10 protein-coding genes are annotated in these 19,404 nt (G+C 43.7%); all 10 read left to right on the top strand.

What is annotated here, in order from left to right:
• Window positions 1–60: 60 nt before the first annotated feature.
• Genes NXV01_RS05560 through NXV01_RS05515 form a run of 10 tightly spaced genes read left to right on the top strand, consistent with a single transcriptional unit; the run spans window position 61 to window position 19,393 of the window.
• Window positions 61–2,463, top strand: coding sequence for a glycoside hydrolase family 2 protein (locus NXV01_RS05560; protein ID WP_259021877.1), 2,403 nt, complete (start codon window positions 61–63; stop codon window positions 2,461–2,463).
• 5 nt (window positions 2,464–2,468) lie between these two features.
• Entirely contained in the window at window positions 2,469–3,437 is a 969-nt protein-coding gene (locus NXV01_RS05555) for an ROK family protein (protein ID WP_259021876.1), read from the top strand.
• 5 nt (window positions 3,438–3,442) lie between these two features.
• Window positions 3,443–4,021: an SIS domain-containing protein gene (locus NXV01_RS05550; protein ID WP_148365489.1), complete on the top strand. Its 579-nt coding sequence runs from the start codon at window positions 3,443–3,445 to the stop codon at window positions 4,019–4,021.
• A 22-nt stretch (window positions 4,022–4,043) separates the two neighbouring features.
• The gene (locus NXV01_RS05545) at window positions 4,044–5,645 is read left to right on the top strand and encodes a hypothetical protein (protein WP_148365488.1); all 1,602 of its coding nucleotides are present in this window, start codon (window positions 4,044–4,046) and stop codon (window positions 5,643–5,645) included.
• Window positions 5,646–5,693: 48 nt separating this feature from the next.
• Window positions 5,694–6,848 (top strand): sugar MFS transporter, encoded by a 1,155-nt coding sequence (locus NXV01_RS05540; RefSeq protein ID WP_148365487.1) that lies wholly within the window; start codon window positions 5,694–5,696, stop codon window positions 6,846–6,848.
• 12 nt (window positions 6,849–6,860) lie between these two features.
• On the top strand, window positions 6,861–8,960 hold the full coding sequence (locus tag NXV01_RS05535) for a glycoside hydrolase family 36 protein (RefSeq protein WP_259021874.1): 2,100 nt from the start codon (window positions 6,861–6,863) through the stop codon (window positions 8,958–8,960).
• Window positions 8,957–12,466 (top strand): alpha-galactosidase, encoded by a 3,510-nt coding sequence (locus NXV01_RS05530; RefSeq protein WP_259021873.1) that lies wholly within the window; start codon window positions 8,957–8,959, stop codon window positions 12,464–12,466. Before NXV01_RS05535 ends, NXV01_RS05530 begins: the two co-directional genes overlap by 4 nt.
• Window positions 12,467–12,503: 37 nt before the next feature.
• On the top strand, window positions 12,504–14,252 hold the full coding sequence (locus NXV01_RS05525) for a hypothetical protein (RefSeq protein WP_195649798.1): 1,749 nt from the start codon (window positions 12,504–12,506) through the stop codon (window positions 14,250–14,252).
• Window positions 14,253–14,280: 28 nt separating this feature from the next.
• A complete protein-coding gene (locus tag NXV01_RS05520; protein ID WP_148365483.1) occupies window positions 14,281–17,535 on the top strand; it encodes a TonB-dependent receptor in 3,255 nt (1,084 codons plus the stop codon).
• A 19-nt stretch (window positions 17,536–17,554) separates the two neighbouring features.
• Window positions 17,555–19,393, top strand: coding sequence for a RagB/SusD family nutrient uptake outer membrane protein (locus NXV01_RS05515; RefSeq protein WP_148365482.1), 1,839 nt, complete (start codon window positions 17,555–17,557; stop codon window positions 19,391–19,393).
• Window positions 19,394–19,404: the final 11 nt, after the last annotated feature.

Here is a 19,404-nt window from a genome sequence, read left to right as displayed (position 1 = left end):
TAATACTATAAAAATACAGCACTAGTTACTTTGTCACACCATCAATTAAATCTATTAACAATGAATAAAATCAGTACACTACTATTTTTGATATTTCTCACTTGTACAAGTGGTGTTTTTGCCGATTCCGGTAATTCCATCTCCTTAAATGGAACATGGGAACTCTCTTATTGGATGCAACCTGAAGAACCTATAACTTCGCCCAAGGACATGCAACTCGCTGAAGTAAAGCATCTACCAGCCCAAGTCCCCGGTAATGTAGAACTGGACCTAATGGCTGCCAACTTAATCAAAGATCCGATGATTGGCAGTAATGTAAATGAATTACGCAAATGGGAAGGCTATCAATGGTGTTATTCCAAATCATTCGTAGCGCCACAACTAAAATCAGGGCAACAATATCAACTCTTTTTTGCCGGAATAGACTGTCTGGCCGATATATGGCTGAATGGAAAGCACATTGGCAAAGCAGAAAATATGATGATTGAACATGCTTTTGATGTAACTAAGGAAATAAAAGCAGGAGAAAGTAATCAACTCCAAGTGATACTCCGTTCATCTGTTATCGAAGGACAAAAACATCTGTTAGGGACATTCAGTATTGGAAACTTCCCGTCTGAAGAATCCGTATTCATCAGAAAAGCTCCCCACACCTATGGATGGGACATTCTGCCACGATTAGTCAGTGCAGGTTTGTGGAGAGATGTAGAATTACGCGTATTGAATTCGGCACGTCTCACAGATGTTCACTATATGGTCGCCAATGTAGACACTGCTACCAGAAATGTACGCTTATATACTGATGTACAAGTAAAACTACCTTTCGAAAAGTTCGACAAAGTGAAAGCCGTATATACATTAAGTCGCCATGGGAAAGAAATATATAAAGGAAGCTCTGTTGTCGTTTCCCCAGCATTCCGATATATAATGGAAATCAAGAATGCTGATTTATGGTGGCCAAAAGGATATGGAGAACCGGCTTTATATGATGCAAAAGTAGAGTTAGTAGATTCTGACGGCACTATTTTATCAACAGATAATAAACGGGTAGGTCTCCGCACGATTCAACTAGAGATTACAGACATCAACCTCCCACCGGATCATCCGGGTAAGTTCTGTTTCATTGTCAATGGAGAACTTATTTTTATCCACGGAACCAATTGGGTGCCCATGGATGCACTCCATAGCCGGGATCATTCTTTCGTAGACGAATCTATCCGCATGGCTGTAGAATTAAACTGCAATATGATACGTTGTTGGGGTGGCAACGTGTATGAAGATCATCATTTCTTTGATTTATGCGATGAAAACGGCATTATGGTATGGCAGGATTTTACAATGGGATGCACTTTCTATCCTCAACGCAGCTCATTTACACAAGCATTGGAAAAAGAAGCCATTTCCGTTGTGTGCAAATTACGCAATCATCCATCACTCGTCTTATGGTCAGGAAATAATGAAGACGATTGTGCACTGCGCTGGTCTTTGCAACCATTTAATATTAATCCGAATCTGGATGTAGTGAGCCGTAAGGTCCTTCCGGCAGTTATTTATGAGTTTGATCCTACCCGCCCTTATCTTCCTAGCTCTCCTTACTACAGCCAAGCGGTATATGAAAGAGGAAGTGCTGACCAATATTTACCGGAAAACCATTTATGGGGTCCCAGAGGATATTACAAAGACAAATTCTATACGGATGCTACCTGCTGCTTTGTCAGTGAAATCGGCTATCACGGCTGCCCTAATTTAGAAAGTCTCCAGAAAATGATGACGAAAGATGCCGTATATCCCTGGACAAAAAATCATGAATGGAATGATGAATGGGTTACCAAATCTGTTCGTAGATTCCCAGAATGGGGAAAGACATTCGATCGCAATAATCTTATGATTAATCAGGTACGTTTACTTTTTGGTGAAGTTCCCTCCAAACTGGATGATTTTATATTCGCTTCTCAATCCGTACAGGCAGAAGCTATGAAATATTTTATAGAAATGTGGCGTGGAAAGAAGTTTGAGGACAAGACTGGTATTATCTGGTGGAACCTGCGGGATGGATGGCCGGTGATCTCTGATGCGATTGTTGACTACTACAATTCAAAGAAGATGGCATATTATTTCATCAAGAATGTTCAACAGGATGTTTGCGTACTAATCAATGATGCGGAAGGCGGAAATTACCCACTGATAGGAACGAATGACACACGCAACGTACAAAGTGGTAATGTAACGGTAACAGATGCATCCTCGGGACGTAAAATCTATGAGAGCACTTTCCGTATTCCAGCCAATCAAAAGGTCAGAATAGCCTCACTACCGGAAGAAAGCGGTCAGGGAATCTATCTGATCCAATACCAGATCGGTAATCAGAAATTCATGAATCATTACCTATACGGCAAGGCACCTTTCAACTTGAAAGAATACAAGCGGCTGTTACAAAAAACCGGATTATACGCTAAAAAATAATAGTTATGAAAGAGAACTTGTTAGGAATTGACGTAGGAGGCACCAAATGCGCCATCATCTACGGTATCAAAGAAAACAACGAGCTACATATCATCGACAAAAAGAAATTTGATACGACCACCGTCGACGAAACCATAGCCAGAATTCTCTGTGAAACCGAAAAGATGATGAACCTCCACCAGCTAACCCCTACTAACACAAAAGCGATTGGAATTTGTTGCGGAGGTCCTCTCAACAGTGAAACAGGTATTGTGATGTCTCCCCCTAACCTACCGGGATGGGACAACATCCCCATTGTAGCAATGGTGGAAAAAAAGACGGGCATTAAAACCAGTCTACACAATGATGCCAATGCCTGTGCTTTGGCCGAATGGAAGTTCGGGGCAGGAAAAAGAACTAAGAATATGGTCTTTCTCACATTCGGTACGGGACTGGGAGCAGGATTAATATTAAATGGCAAACTGTATACAGGCACCAATGACAATGCCGGAGAACTGGGACACATCCGCCTGTCGGATTTCGGTCCGGTAGGTTACGGTAAAAGGGGCTCTTTTGAGGGATTTGCCAGCGGTGGAGGTATTGCTCAACTCTCCAAAATGTATGTGATGGAGAAATTGCAGAGCGGACAGAAAGTTGAATGGTGTACCTTACAGGAACTAGATCAGCTTACTGCCCGAAAAGTGGCTGAAGAAGCTGCCAAAGGTGATAAATTAGCCCAAAGCATATATGAGACGTCTGCCATTTATCTGGGAAAAGGATTATCCATAGTAATCGACATCTTGAATCCGGAAGTCATTGTGATAGGTGGCATCTATACTCGGAATAAAAATATGATGGAACCCATCATGCAAAAGATAATCGATCAGGAGGCATTATCCTGTGCAAACAGAGTATGTAAAGTGAAACCAGCCGCTTTGGGAGAGCAGATAGGAGATTATGCAGCTCTTTCTGTAGCCGCGAACTTAACCGATTAACTATTATGAAAGAGCTTATTGAAACAACACTGGAAGAGGCTCGGCAAACGTTGGAGAGTTTTCTTGAGGAAGCAACAACAGTCGGGGTAATTTCACAGGCAGCCTCTACCTGCGCTGAAGCATTAAAAGCCGGAAATAAGATTATCAGCTGCGGTAATGGAGGTTCCTTATGTGACGCCACCCACTTTGCAGAAGAACTAACCGGACGTTACCGCAACAACCGCATCCCGCTACCGGCAATTGCAATCAATGACCCGGCTTACATGACCTGTGTGGGAAATGATTTTTCGTTCAACGAGATCTTCTCCCGCTATATAGAAGCTATGGGATGTAAGGGAGATGTATTATTGGCCATCAGCACAAGCGGACATTCCGAGAACATACTGAAAGCTGCCGTACAAGCACACAACAATGGAATGAAAGTGATAGCGCTGACTTCAAAAGGAGAGAATGAACTGTCACGACTGGCAGACATTGCAGTCTGCGCCCCACGAGCAGCACATTCTGACAGAATACAAGAAATTCACATCAAAGTTATCCACATTCTGATTCAGGCAATTGAGGCAGAATTAGGCTTTGAATAATAACCTACTAAATTTAATCAATATGGCAATGAAAATGACACATATCAGTAAAACTCTATTGAGCATTGTTTGCACACTTTGGGGAATGTCCGCCTGCTCGGATGATTATAACAAATATGACGATTGTCCGGCTTGCAACTATTATCCTGTTGCAGTAGGGAATTCAACAGGAACTCCGGTTCATGCTATCGGTGTCGAGATGGATCCGCACTTCTTCTCACAAAACATCACCCGCAATGATGGTTCAAAGGCTGAAGATTGGGAAAATATAGTTGTACAACGGGTAAAGAAAATGAAAGTACAACAATTCCGAATCATGATGCAGCCACAATGGTGGGAACCCTCCAATGACAACAACGATCCTAATGTCGCGGATATGAGCAAATTCACTTTTGATTCGGAAGAAATGCAGTCTGTATACAAAGTATTGGATCTGGCCCAGGAGAATAATATCGGAGTGACATTAGTCGTATGGGGAGCCATTACCAATATCGACTTACTATCAGGCATTAACAATGGTCAAAAGCATTTCTTGTGTGATGCACGAAGTTATAACGTTAATCCGGGTTGGATTGCCGGTATAGATAACTATGAAGAATTTGCAGAAAACTTCTCCACAATGGTGAAATACCTGATTGAAGAAAAGCATTATACCTGTATCAATCAAATTACCCCATTCAACGAGCCTGACAGTCATATACCAGGTTACGGCCGCATCATGTGGCAAGGTGATTTTGAAACCATGGGTTGGCAGGACACCTACGCCCCCATGGTGAAAGCACTGGATGCCAAGTTTAAAGCAGATGGAATACGCAGTAAGGTACACTTCAACCTTTCTGACAATACAGACGGTACACCCGGATATATCGCTGCCTGTGTTTCCGCTTTCACAAACGATGAAGCCGACCTGTATAACTCTCATGTATACAAGTTTGACTACAACACCCCTAATTCGACTCTCGTAAATTGGGAACGTCAAAATATAGCTTCTGCAGGAGGTAAAAGACATTTTGTTGGAGAATTCGGTTTCCCTGGATACGGAAGCGCCCGCCAATATGGTATAGACACATATACGCGAGGGGTACAGCTAATCCGCGTTGCTCTGAACTACCTGAATGCCGGTGCTTGCGGAGTAAGCTACTGGAGTCTGATCGATCAATATTATAACCGCAATGCCTCCTATTCGGAAATGCAGCAACTCGGTTTATGGAAATATCTAAAATCCGCTTATACCGAAGATCCTGATGTATATGCCAAAATCAAGGAAGACTACGAGGTACGTCCTCAGTACTATGCATATAGTCTATTGACACGTTTTGTCCGTCAGGGCGACGAAGTATATCCATTGGATCTCGGCGACGAGTTGATAGCCGGAAGTGCTTTTCTCAACACAGAGGGAAAATGGACGTATGTACTTTCCAACGCTACAGACAAAGACAAGATGATACAGTTGGAAAATGATAAAGAAGGTGCCAATGGAGAATACAATGTCTACAAATATATGGAAGGACGCCTACCGGAAGGTGATAATCTTATAGAATCAACAGAAACGGTCAACACGCAAGAGAATAACCTAAAACTTAAATTATCTCGTTCATCAATCAGGGTATTAGTACAAAAATAGAAGTATATATACCCACCAACCAAGTAATTTATCATCAAAAGTACGCGAATGAAAAAAGAAATATCCATAGTAAAAATGCTCTCCGTCATGTTCGGATTCTTCGTTATGGGATTTGTTGACATTGTCGGAATAACCACGAGCTATGTGAAGAATGATTTCAGCCATCTCACCGATACGATGGTTAATCTCATCTCTCTATCCTGTTTCTTGTGGTTCCTGGTGCTTTCTATTCCCACCGGAATGTTAATGAATCGCATCGGACGCAAGAAAACCGTACTACTTAGCTTCGCATTCCATGTATTAGCCATGTGCCTTCCACTCGTTGCATACGACTTTACCGCCATATTAATCGCATTTGCCTTGATAGGTATCGGTAACACTCTATTGCAAGTTTCACTCAATCCATTAGTAACAGACGTCGTTGCAAACGATAAGTTGACAGGTACATTAACCCTAGGGCAATTTGTCAAAGCAGTCAGTTCATTCCTCGGTCCTATCCTGGCAGCTTGGGTGACTGGTAGTTTTTTCGGATGGAAAATGATATTCCCCATTTATGCCGGACTGTCACTGCTCGCTTTGATATGGCTATGGCTTACGCCTATACAAGAAAAACAACAGGAACGGAAGAACATTTCTTTCAAAGTCACTCTTGAATTATTCAAAGACAAATACATCCTTGCTTTCTTTATCGGTATTCTCGTGCTGGTAGGTGTAGACGTAGGTATCAATATGACTTTCCCTAAATTCCTGATGGAACGTTGCGATCTACCACTGACAGATGCAGGAATGGGAAATAGTGTGTATTTCTTCGCCCGCACTGTAGGAGCCTTTTTGGGTGGTCTCCTACTGATGAAATATTCAGAAAGTAAATTCTATATTTATAGCGTCTGGATAGCTCTCGCAGGATTGATACTGATGACCATTAGCACTAATCTCTGGTTTATCCTCGGATGTGTAGCAGTTTTCGGGATAGGATATGCCAATCTGTTTTCCATCATCTTCTCTCTGTCTTTGAAACGTGTTCCCGAGAAAGCGAACGAAGTATCTGCACTTCTTATCGTCGGTGTATCCGGCGGTGCCGTCCTCCCGCCTATTTTAGGGGTAATCACTGATTCATTCCACAGTCAGTTATCTGCAATTATAGTACTTGCCATTGTATGGTGCTATCTGATCGGAATAATGAGAAAAGTAAAAACCACATAAACCTATATTCTAATGAAACATTTCAAGAAAATCGAATCGAAATTCCTGTTCTCATTACTGATTATGAGTGTGTGGAGCATCATAGCCGTGGGTCAGACGACGGCTAAAATCTCCAAACACATTCCTGAAATCGAAAAATGGATTCAGAAACAATTCGCTAAAGGAAAAACACCTCCGTTCTCGTTTATATGTGACGGGAAACCTTCCGCAGAATTTATCCGCCAATGGGACTATTCCCAGCAAAAGATAGAATCCGAAGAAGCGGATGTGATAAAGTATCTCTTTACCTACTACAATCCTACCAACGGACTGAAAGTAGAATGTACCGTAAAAGGCTATCCCAGTTATCAGGCTGCCGAATGGGTATTGAACTTCACCAACAAAGGTACGAGCAACTCTCCCACTCTGGAACAAGTGAAAGTGGTGGACCTTGCCATGCAATACGCTTCTAAAGGAGAATTCAAGTTACACTATGCAGACGGAAACCATATCTCCAAATATGATTTCCATCCACGTTCAGTTACTCTGGCAACGGGTGAAACCAAACAGATGTCTCCACAAGGAGGACGCTCTTCAGAAGGGGACTATCTTCCTTTCTTCAACATTGAATCACCTGCCGGACAGGGAGTCATATTAGGAGTAGGCTGGTCGGGCACCTGGTATGCAGATGTATGCGCACAAGATAATCGTACAATATCCATGGCTTCGGGAATGAAAACCATGAAATTATACTTACGTCCACAGGAAACAATTCGTACCCCAAGTATCAGTCTGATGTTTTGGGAAAATATCGACCGGATGGCAGGACACAATAAATTCCGCCGTTTTGTCCTGGCACACAAGTCACGGAAAATCAACGGAAAATTTGCCGAATATCCTCTTTCCAGCGGATTCAACTATCGGGACCCCGCACCTTGTACGGAATACTCATGCCTGACAGCCGATTATGCCATTGCCATGGTGAAACGTTACATACAGTTCGGATTGAAGCCCGAAGTATTCTGGCTGGATGCCGGATGGAACACCGATGCTGCAGACTTCGAACATGGCAAGACCTGGGCCAACACAGCCGGTAACTGGACTGTAGATACATTGCGCTTCCCCAAAGGACTTCGTCCTGTAGCCGACGAAATACACAAAGTAGGAGCTAAATTCATGGTCTGGTTCGAACCCGAGCGTGTCATCCGTGGTACCCAATGGGCGGTAGAACATCCCGACTGGATGCTCGACATTCCCGAACACAACAATGACACCTACCTACTGTTCGATCTGGGAAATCCGGAAGCCTGCCGCTGGATGAGTAAATATATAGGTGATATGCTCGAGGAAAACGGCATAGACTATTACCGTCAGGATTTCAATATGCAGCCGGATATCTACTGGGCAGCCAACGATGAGCCCGGACGTACAGGAATGAAAGAGATACGCCACATCGAAGGACTATACTACTTCTGGGATTATCTGTTGAACCGGTTCCCGAACCTGCTCATAGACAACTGTGCCAGTGGGGGACGACGTATTGACTGGGAAACAATCGGCCGAAGCGCACCACTATGGAGGAGTGATTATTATCATTACGACGATCCGGACGGCTACCAATGTCACACGTATGGCCTGAATTTCTTCCTGCCTTTACATGGAACAGGTAGTTTACAGACCGATCCGTATTCTTTCCGCTCAAGCGTCAGCACAGCTTTGATTTATAACTGGAAAATAACCGATAAAAATGCCTCCGTTTACGAAATGCAACGTTGTCTGAAAGAATTCCACGAAATCAGACCTTACTATTACGAAGATTATTACCCACTGACGGGTACAGAAGAAATGACGCGGGATGATATCTGGCTAGCCTATCAAATGTATCGTCCGTCGGACGACAGTGGTATTATCGTTGCTTTCCGCAGAACCGCCTCCAAAGATAAACAAATCACCGTCAGACTTTCAGGAGTGGATCCGGAAAAATACTATACAGTGACAGACATGGATAGCCGACAGAGCAAAATCTATCAGGGAAAAGAACTGACCAGTCAGTTGCCACTGATCCTCGAAAAGCCACATAGTTCCTTATTACTAAAATATAAAGTTACCAACGAAAAACCGAATAAAGAATGAAAAAAAGAATACTATATTATCTATTCATTCTGCTTCTGTTCCCTCATAATGGAACAGGACAGACGGTAACCCGCATGAGCGACCGCCCGGTAAACACCAGCCAATGGATAACCACCCACTTTGCCCGCGGTGTGGTCCCTCCTTTCTCTTTCGAATATGGAGGTAAACCTTCACAGGAATTTATCAAAAGCTGGTCTTATACGGCTATGCGTCAGAAAAGTGACGATCCTAAGGTTCTGAAATACCTTTATACTTATCGTGAACCATCCGGAGGATTAAAAGTAGAATGTGAAGTGAAAGGCTTTACCAACTTCAATACGGTGGAATGGGTACTCCGTTTCACCAACCAGGGAAAGAAAAATACGCCGGAGATTGCCAACGTAAAAGTGTCTGATATCACATTCCGCTACCAGCATCCGGGAACATTCAACCTTCATCATTCCGAAGGCAGCCATGCATCCAAATCAGATTTCAGCCAGCAACTTACAATCTTGTCTCCGGGTGATAATCTTTATATGAGACCGGAAGGTGGACGCTCTTCACAAATGCGTATGCCATTCTTCAACATTGAATCTCCGAGCAATCAAGGAGTTATCGTAGCCATCGGATGGACAGGAACCTGGTTTGCCGATGTGCGTTGTGCAGACCAGCAAAGCGTAGCGCTTACCTCCGGAATTGAACGTTTGAAAACCTATCTGTATCCGGAAGAGAGCATCCGCACTTCCAGTGTATGCCTGTCATTCTGGAACGGTTCCGACCGAATGAAAGGACACAACCAGTTCCGCCGTTTCGTGCAAGCCCACCACACTTGGAAAGTAGATGGTAAACCGACCGTATATCCAATATCGACCAGTTTCAACTACGGTGATCCTACTCCCTGTAATGAATATACCTGCCTGACTACAGATTATGCCATTGCTATGGTGAAACGGTATGAACAATTCAAATTAGTACCCGAAGTATTCTGGCTGGATGCCGGATGGTACAATCACTCTGCAGATGTAGCCAATCATAAGAATTGGGCGAACACCGTAGGAAACTGGACCGTCGACTCTATTCGTTTCCCCGAAGGGTTACGCCCCATCGCCGACGAAGTACATAGAGTTGGTTCCAAGTTCATGGTATGGTTTGAACCGGAGCGTGTTATGAAAGGCTCAGCTTGGGCACTGCAACACCCTCAATGGATGTTGGATGCCAGAGGAAAAGCCAAACAGGAAGACTGGACAAAAGATGGTGAGCACGACTCTTATCTATTCAATCTCGGAAATCCGGAGGCATGTCGATGGATGAGTAAATATATCGGAGACTTCCTCGAGGAAAATGGCATAGACTACTACCGCCAGGATTTCAATATAGAGCCAGAGGGTTTCTGGGCTGCCAATGATGAACCTGGCAGACAAGGTATCTGCGAAATCCGATACATTGAAGGACTTTATTCTTTCTGGGAATATCTGCTGAACCGCTTTCCGGGCTTGCTGGTTGATAATTGTGCCAGTGGCGGACGCCGTATTGACCTCGAAAGTATCTCACGCAGTGCACCGATGTGGAGAACAGACTACAGTTATGGAGAACCAATCGGTTATCAATGTCATACCTACGGATTGAACTTATACCTTCCCCTGCATGGTACAGGAACTGTGAGTGCCGATAAATTCACTTTCCGTTCCAGCCTCGGAACCTCTATTATCTACAACTGGAAAATAACTGAAGCCGGACAATCCATCTATGATATGCGCGACCGCCAGGCAGAGTTCAAAGAACTCCGTCCCTATTTCTATGAAGATTACTATCCGTTGAGTGGAATAAACAACATTACCTCAGAAAATATCTGGCTAGCATACCAACTTTATCGCCCGTCGGATGACAGCGGATACATCGTAGCTTTCCGCCGCAAAGACAATCCGGACAAGAGCTATACTGTCAATTTATCAGGACTACACCCTGACCACACTTATATACTCACCAATAAAGATACAGGAGAGGCTATAAAGAAAACCGGTAAAGAACTGGCTAACGGCTTCACGCTAACACTGGATAACCCGCAAAGTAGTCTGATAATCAAATACCAAAGTTCAACAACTGCCATACAGAAACTTTCTGTAGGAAAGAAAACCGGTGTAAACCTCCGTGCTATAGGTGCAGAACTAGATCCCCACTTCCTCTCACAAAATGTGACCCGCAATGATGGAGCCAAAGCTGAAGACTGGGATCGCATCGTTGTGAAGCGTGTCAAAGAAATGGGACTGCAAAGCTTACGGGTGATGGTGATGCCACAATGGTATGAACCAAAGAATGACAATCCAGACGCATCCAAAATCGAGTGGCATAATTTCACATTCGACTCTTTAGAAATGCAATCACTCTACAAAGTATTGGATATGGCACAAGAACAGAAAATGGAAGTCACCCTTGTACTTTGGGGAGCCCCTCCGGGACATTTCCTGGCCGAAGGGAATTATGGTAACTGGGTAGTAGCCCCGACTAACTATGAAGAATGGAGCGAGAACTTTTCCGCACTTGTACAACACCTGCTCAACAACAAAAAATACACGTGCATCAAAGAGATTACTCCGATCAACGAACCAGATTGGTCATATATCATCAAAGGTAAAGCTGCTCCCACCGCCGACTATATTGAAATGTGTAAAGTACTCGACAGACGTTTCAAAGAGGATGGAATACGACATAAAGTACATTTCAGTCTTTCTGACAATTCGGACGGAGGTACAGGAACGCATAAATATCTGGCAGCCTGCACGAAAGGACTGGCGAACGTTGCTGACGTATTCAACTCCCACACCTATATCTTCGGCTACGAAACTCCGAACTCCACAATTCTGGATTGGGAAAAACAAAACTCTCAATTGGCCGCTTCAGTTGGAAAAGCCCATTTCATCGGTGAATTCGGAGGTAATCAATGCGTAGGTGCCACCAGACAAAAAGATATCGACTTGTATGAACGAGGAGTACTCATGACACGCATAGTCATCAATCTACTCAATGCAGGAGCAAGCGGTGTTAGTTATTGGAGCCTGATAGACCAATACTACGGTAAAGATGCAGACTACGGAGCAATGCAGCAACTGGGTTTATGGAAGTATGTAAAAAAGACATACGCTTCGGAGCCATACTACAACGATATCAAAAGTGATTACGAGGTACGCCCGCAGTACTATGCCTATTCTCTGTTGACACGTTTCATACGCCCGGGAGCTGAAATCTATCCGATAGCAACACCGGAGGAATGGTATGCAGGAACTGCCGTCCGGAACACAAACGGCAAATGGGTGTATGTCTTTGCTAACGGAATGGATCAGGAGAAAACAATAAGCCTCATCAACAAACATGCGCAAACCAATGGGAATTACAAGGTTTACCGGTATACCAAAGACAGTCTGCCTGTTACAGACCAAATGCTGCCTCCGGATGCCGAACCTCTAAAGGTAAAAGATGAAATTCAATGCTCTATACCACCTCATTCAGTGGTTGTCTTAAAACAAGAATAACGATGTACTCTATTTATTCATTAAACAAATAGTATTTATGAAAACACATTTCTACATTTTATTAATGCTTGGAATGGTATTCCTTTTGGGATGTGAAGACGAAAAGTTAGGCACAGACCTGGGAGTAACCAATGTAGTGCTTCCGGACATTTCGGAAGAATCCCTGGGCACAGAGATTACCATTCAGGGAAATGGCTTTATTGACTGTGATGTACTGGCACTTTCTCCTTTATCAGGAGGGACAGAACAGCCCATCTACATGGAAACCAGAGAAGTATCCTCCGACCATATTACGGTACTATACCCCTCTACTGCAAACAAAGATTCTTATGGACTTGTATTAGTACGTGGTAGTAAAATGCGAACATTGGGAGTCATCAACAGTACTGTAGGAGTAATGCCCGATGAGAACTTGCGCAATGCCCTCTCTGCTCTCTTCCCCGATATATTCAAAGGAGAGAAGATTTCTTCCAGTGCGAAGTATGTCACATTCACTGATGGCACACTGGATATCAGCGATAAGAATATCACTTCTTTGGAAGGACTCGAGTATTTCAGCAACATCCGTAAACTGATCTGCAACAACAATGATATAAGCGAAATTCCTGCTGAAGTTCTGTCCAGGCTGTCCGAATTGACTGCACAAAACACAGGATTGACTAAACTGGAACTGGCTACTGCAGAACATCCGAATAGCACATTGGTTTCTCTCAACATAGACGGAAGCATCCAACTAGAATCTATCGATCTGTATTACTGTTATACCATTGAAAGATTCTCTGCTCTAAACTGCAAACTGGTCTATTTGGATGTACGTAACTACCACAGCATCTATGGCGGATGTCTGAACTATAACAGTACAGACTTCAAATTTACTTTCAGTGACGATGCAAGCAAAGAACGACTTCTGAAAATGGAATCCTGGTGGATGGACTCATACTATAGCAATAGCGGTTCTATCGTAGATGCCATCAATAATGGAGTGACAGTGGAAGGGTACGATTGGATGCACGACTATCCGGATGGAAACAACAACTACTATTACAGTTACGGAAAATATCAGAAAACATTGAAAAAGTACGGGGAAATTCCTGATATAAACCTACGGAATGCCCTCAAAGCCTTGGTTCCGGATGTCTTCGAAGGGGATAAAGTTCTGACAGTGGCAGCTCTGAATACAGAATACTTCAAGAACAACACAACTCTTGATCTTAGCAACAAGGGAATCACCAATCTGGAAGGGTTGCAATACTTCTGCGGATATAAGAGCCTCATCTTGGACGGTAATAATCTGGGAGAGATCGACCTAAGTAAATATGCAATCAGCACCAGCTATACAGCAGGTCCGGTAGATGAGAAAGGCATTCAATCTTTCAGTGCTAAGAACGCAGGATTGACCAAGTTTATTTCCGGAGACCAGTATATGATAACCTCTATTGATGTAAGCAATAATCCGGGGCTGACATATCTGGATATAAACCGTTGCAAGTCCATCACAACATTAAATGCATCCGGTTGTCCGCTCGTTTATGTCGATCTGCGTAATTTGGCAGGCACTTATTCTGTTTTAGGTTATTCCGGAGGAACAATAGATCCTTCGAAAGTTCAGTTCTCATTTACTAACAACTCTTCAACTCAAAGAAAACTATTAGTAGAAGAGTGGTGGATGGATAGCTCATGGAATGGCACAAGTCCTTGTATTACCGCAAAAGACCAAGGTGTCCGGATAGAACGCTATGAATACATAGGATACGACAAGGACAAAATGTTGAGTTCATTTAATTAGACAGAAAATAATCTTAAACGTTATAGTTATGAAAAGAAGTTATTGGCTATACAAAATGTGCCTGTTGCTCGGATTGGGAATCTGTATTCCCGTTACAGGAAATGCATCAGATATTGGAGATGCTACCCTGATACAGCAACAGTCCAAGATAACAGCCTCCGGAGTCGTCGTGGACGAGTCCGGTGAAAGCCTGATCGGAGCTTCCGTCATGGAAAAAGGAGCAGCAACGAATGGTACTATTACAGACATAGACGGTCGTTTCTCTTTATCGGTTGCTCCCAACGCAATACTGGAGATCAGTTATGTAGGTTATCAAAAACAAGATGTACCTGCAAAAAAAGACATGCGCATCATTATGCATCCGGACGTAGCGAATCTGGAAGAAGTTGTAGTAGTGGCTTACGGTACCCAGAAAAAAGTTTCTGTCATTGGCTCCGTTGCTTCCATCGACCGAAAAGAATTGATGAAGTCTTCATCGCCCAACTTAAGCTCTGCTTTATCCGGAAAGCTCCCCGGACTGACCACTATCCAGACTTCCGGTGAACCGGGACGTGACGAAGTGACCATGTTCCTTCGTGGTGCAGCCACCACAAACGGCACAAATCCATTAATCATGGTAGATGGAGTAGCTGTAGACGATATGCGTTCCATCGATCCGAACGAAATCGCTAATATTTCCGTATTGAAGGATGCTTCCGCAACGGCAGTATTCGGCGTACGAGGTGCCAATGGAGTTATAATGATCACCACCCGTAGAGGTGAAAAAGGAACTGCCCGTATCAGTGCCAATGTAGAATTCAGTATGCAGGAAATGGCCTTCAAACCCGAACGTCTGGACTCATGGGATTGGGTAAGACTTCGCAATGAAGCACTCACTAACGATGGGAACTCTGCCGAGTTCTTCGGACCGGACATCGACAAGTTCGACTCATGGAAAACAGGTAACCCCGTAGATCCTGATTTCTATCCGAATAATAACTGGCAAGATATCTTATTCAGAGATTATGCACCTATGACCAGAGCTAACATGAACGTTTCCGGAGGTTCGGACAAACTTCAGTATTTTGTAAGTGCAGGCTACCTGCATCAGGGAGGTATGTTCAACGTAGAACCTAAATCCAAGTTAGGTTACAATGCCCAGTCTTCATTAGACCGATACAACTTCCGTTCAAATATTGACTATAAAGTCAATAAGTCAGTGAAGATCAACTTAAATGCCTCCTCTTATCTGGAACGGATCAACGGGACTTCTGCAAGCATGACAAGTGTATTCAATAGTGCTCTGACTTCACGGCCTACTTCCATGTATCTGACTCCGGAAGGTGCATACGCCACCGACGCTATACGCACCTTCCCTATCGGAGCCGGATTATCTGTAGAAGATCCTGCCAACAATTCGTTGAGTGCATATCCTTTAATCAACCGTTCGGGTTATCAACTGGAGACCAGATCGGGAATCAATGTCATCGGAGGAGTGGAAATTGATTTGGGATTTATCACCAAAGGGCTCTCTGTCAAAGGACAAGTATCTTTCGACTCCAAAGGATTCGGCAAAACAATAGGAAAACGTTCCTACACCTGGTATACCTATCAGACGTTAGCTTCAGGAGAACATCTGTTTATCAACCGGCATCCTAGCCTGGAAGATGAAGATGGTCCAATCGAGCTGACCAAGTCTTCCGAGTCCTATTGGACAATGAACCTGCAAGCGCAAATCAACTACAACCGTAGTTTTGCTGAGAAACACAATATTACTGCCATGTTCCTGGCACAACGGGATGTTAAAGAATCTAAAGAGACATCAGGTGATCTGCTACTGCCTTATAATGTAATCGGTATTGCAGGACGTGCAACCTATGATTATGACAGGCGTTATTTTGTAGAAGTAAATATGGGTTACAACGGTTCGGAGCAATTCTCTCCAGACAAACGATTCGGATTCTTCCCCGCCGCCTCTCTTGGTTGGTTAGTAACTAACGAAAGCTTTCTTCAGGATAATCCAGTCCTGACGAATCTGAAATTAAGAGCTTCTTGGGGAAAAGTAGGAAATGATGCATTTACAACCAGTGACGGAAAGCCTGCCCGCTTCCTTTATCTGGATAATATCAGTCAATATTCCGTAGTAACAGACAGTAAAGGAGACCACTGGTTATCTCCTAGTTTGGGATACGCTTCCAACGGTTCCGGCTGGGGACAAGGTTACAAAATCGCCGAAAACTACATAGGAAACAAAAGTATCACATGGGAAACAGCTGAAAAACAAAATTATGGTATAGACATATCTTTGTACCATGATCTTTCTTTCTCGTTCGACTACTTCGTTGAAAAAAGAAAGAACATCCTGATCATCCCTCAAACTACTCCTATGATTCAAGGTCTACCCTCCTCTGCCCTTCCATTGATGAACGATGGTGAAGTCAAGAACCAGGGATTTGAGATGGTACTCGGATATCAGAAGCAATTCAAGAACGGACTATCCGTTTCTGCCAATGCAAACTTCAGTTATGCCAGAAACAAAGTTTTGGAATATGACGAACCGCTATTAGGTAAGGATTATGCATACCGCACCCGCACCACCGGATTTTCATTAGGACAAAACTGGGGATATATTATCGACCACAGCTATGATCCCGAAAAAGGCCGTGACGGAACCGGTTTCTTCTACAGTGACGAAAGTATCGCTAAAAGCGGACTGACTTACGAAGGTGTAGGAACACCGGAACCCGGAGACTTTATTTATAAAGATCTCAACGGAGACGGTGTGATCAATGACCGTGACAAAGCTCCTATCGGCTATTCATCTCTGTTACCCCGCATCAACTACGGTTTCTCTTTATCTGCCAATTGGAAAGGATTCGACGTTTCCATCATGTTGCAAGGAGTAGGCCAATACAGCAAGACTTATTCGGGAGCCGGTATCTACGAAAGCAGTGGCAACTTTTACAAAATGCACATGGGACGTTGGAGCGAAGAACGCTATAATAATCATGAAAAGATTACGTATCCCCGTTTATCCAGCAGTGGCGGGCCAAGCTTACAGCCCAATGATTTCTTTATCATGGATGCCTCCTATATACGTCTGAAAAATGCAGAAGTAGGATATACATTACCGGAAAGCATCAGCAAGAAAATCGGTGCATCGAATGTACGTTTCTATTTAAGCGGTAACAATCTGTATACATGGACTCACCTCAAAACCGATAGCTTCGATCCGGAACAGAACGGTCCGGCAGCTTATCCGACAATGCGCACTTACAATGTAGGTTTAAATATTACATTTTAACGGCTAAAACAAACCCGATATGAAAAAAAGATTTATTTATATATGCATGTTTGCTTCTCTGCTCACATTCAGTTCTTGTAACGAAGCATTGGATGTAGCTCCTGACGGAAGATTATCGCTGGATGAAGTATTTCAGGATCCTGATCTGACCAAAGCTTATTTCAGCACTTGTTTTGACTACCTGCCCAAAAAGAGTTTGCGATATCACTTCTGGAGCAACTATCCTGTGGCACTTAGTGACGAAGCATGGGATTGCACAGATGGTTCCGGCGGTGGCTTTGCACATGCCGCATCAGGTAACTGTACTACTACAGACTTCTATCTTGATGTTCGTAGAGACATGGGTGATACCTACTCGGAAGGAGGATACTGGCAATTATACTGGGGACAAATCCGCACCATCAACACATTCCTCCAACGGGCAGCCACTGCTGCCATCCCGAGCGAAACAGATCGTGACCGCTGGGTAGCGGAAGCTCATGTACTCCGCGCTTATTTCTATATGGAACTGTTGAAATGGTATGGTCCTGTACCTATTGAAAAGGAGCCTTACGGGCTGGATTATGATTTTTCAACCTTATCACGCCCCAGCTTTGAGGACTGTGCCCGCTTCATTGTAGACGATTGCGAAACAGCCCTTAAATCAGCCAATCTTCCCTGGAGGCTGACAACGCTCAACGAAAAGATCAGAATGACCAAAGGCATCGCAATGGCTATCCGTTCCGAAGCATCTTTGTTTGCTGCCAGCACTTATAACAATGGTGGAAAGGATCTATGGGAATGGGCTTACACGATCAATAAAGACTGTTTGGAACAACTGAAAGCCAACGGATACGAACTCTATACTAAATGTTCGGATACGGAAAAGTATTATAACAATGCTTATATGGAGTACTTCACGCTCAATAACTACATTGGAACAGATCCCAGTGACAAAGAAACAATCTGGCAAAGCACAGAAGGTTATTGGCCCGACCCGTATACAAATCCTTTGTATGATGTTATCGGAGCACCGGTATTAGGGAATGCCCAACTCACCATTGTGCCTTCTCAGGAGTTAGTAGACGCCTATGATATGTTAGCAACCGGAAAACCAATATTGGATTTGTCAAAACCTTATAATGATGAGAAGCATCTGTCTCCTAATTACAATCCCAATAGTGGTTATGATCCTGCAAATCCCTATAATGGACGCGATTTACGTTTACAGGCTACTGTTTTTTACAATAACAGTCCAGTTCTGTTAGGCAAAGAACCGGCAGTTGTAGAAACATATGTAGGAGGAAACAGCGAAATCCGTACCAGTGGAAATACCAACACACGTACCGGTTATTATTGGAGAAAGAGAATGGTGAACGGTAACTGTAAAGCAGCCGGAGTGGCTGGATATGACGGACGTTTCCGTTTCTACCGGTTAGGCAAAATCTATCTGAACGCAGCCGAAGCAGCCATTGAAAGCGGTCATCTCACCGAAGGTCTGGGATGGATCAATGAAATCCGCCACCGGGCAGGCTTTGATCCCTCGGTTGATTTGTCTACAAATGATAAGAACGAAGCACGCTTGTTAGTACGCCATGAACGTCAGGTAGAACTGGCTTGCGAAGAAGACAGATATTTCGACATCCGCCGCTGGACACCAGCAAATGAGAACATGGAAAACGAGAAGTTTACCACAGGTATGAAAATCACCAAGAATGGAAATTCATTCTCTTATGAAAGAATTATTTTAGGAACAGACGGCGGCAAGCCGAGTAAAATGAGTTACGAAAAGAAATGGCACGTATATCCTATCCCTGCCAGTGAAGCAGCCGTATTGGAAGGCACAACGGGACAGACGTGGCAAAATGCAGGATGGTAATCATAAAACAG

This window comes from Bacteroides sp. BFG-606 (assembly GCF_024788145.1).
GTDB lineage: Bacteria > Bacteroidota > Bacteroidia > Bacteroidales > Bacteroidaceae > Bacteroides > Bacteroides vicugnae.
The sequence above is the reverse complement of the archived record's forward strand: the minus strand, read 5'-3'. Positions and strand labels throughout refer to the sequence as shown.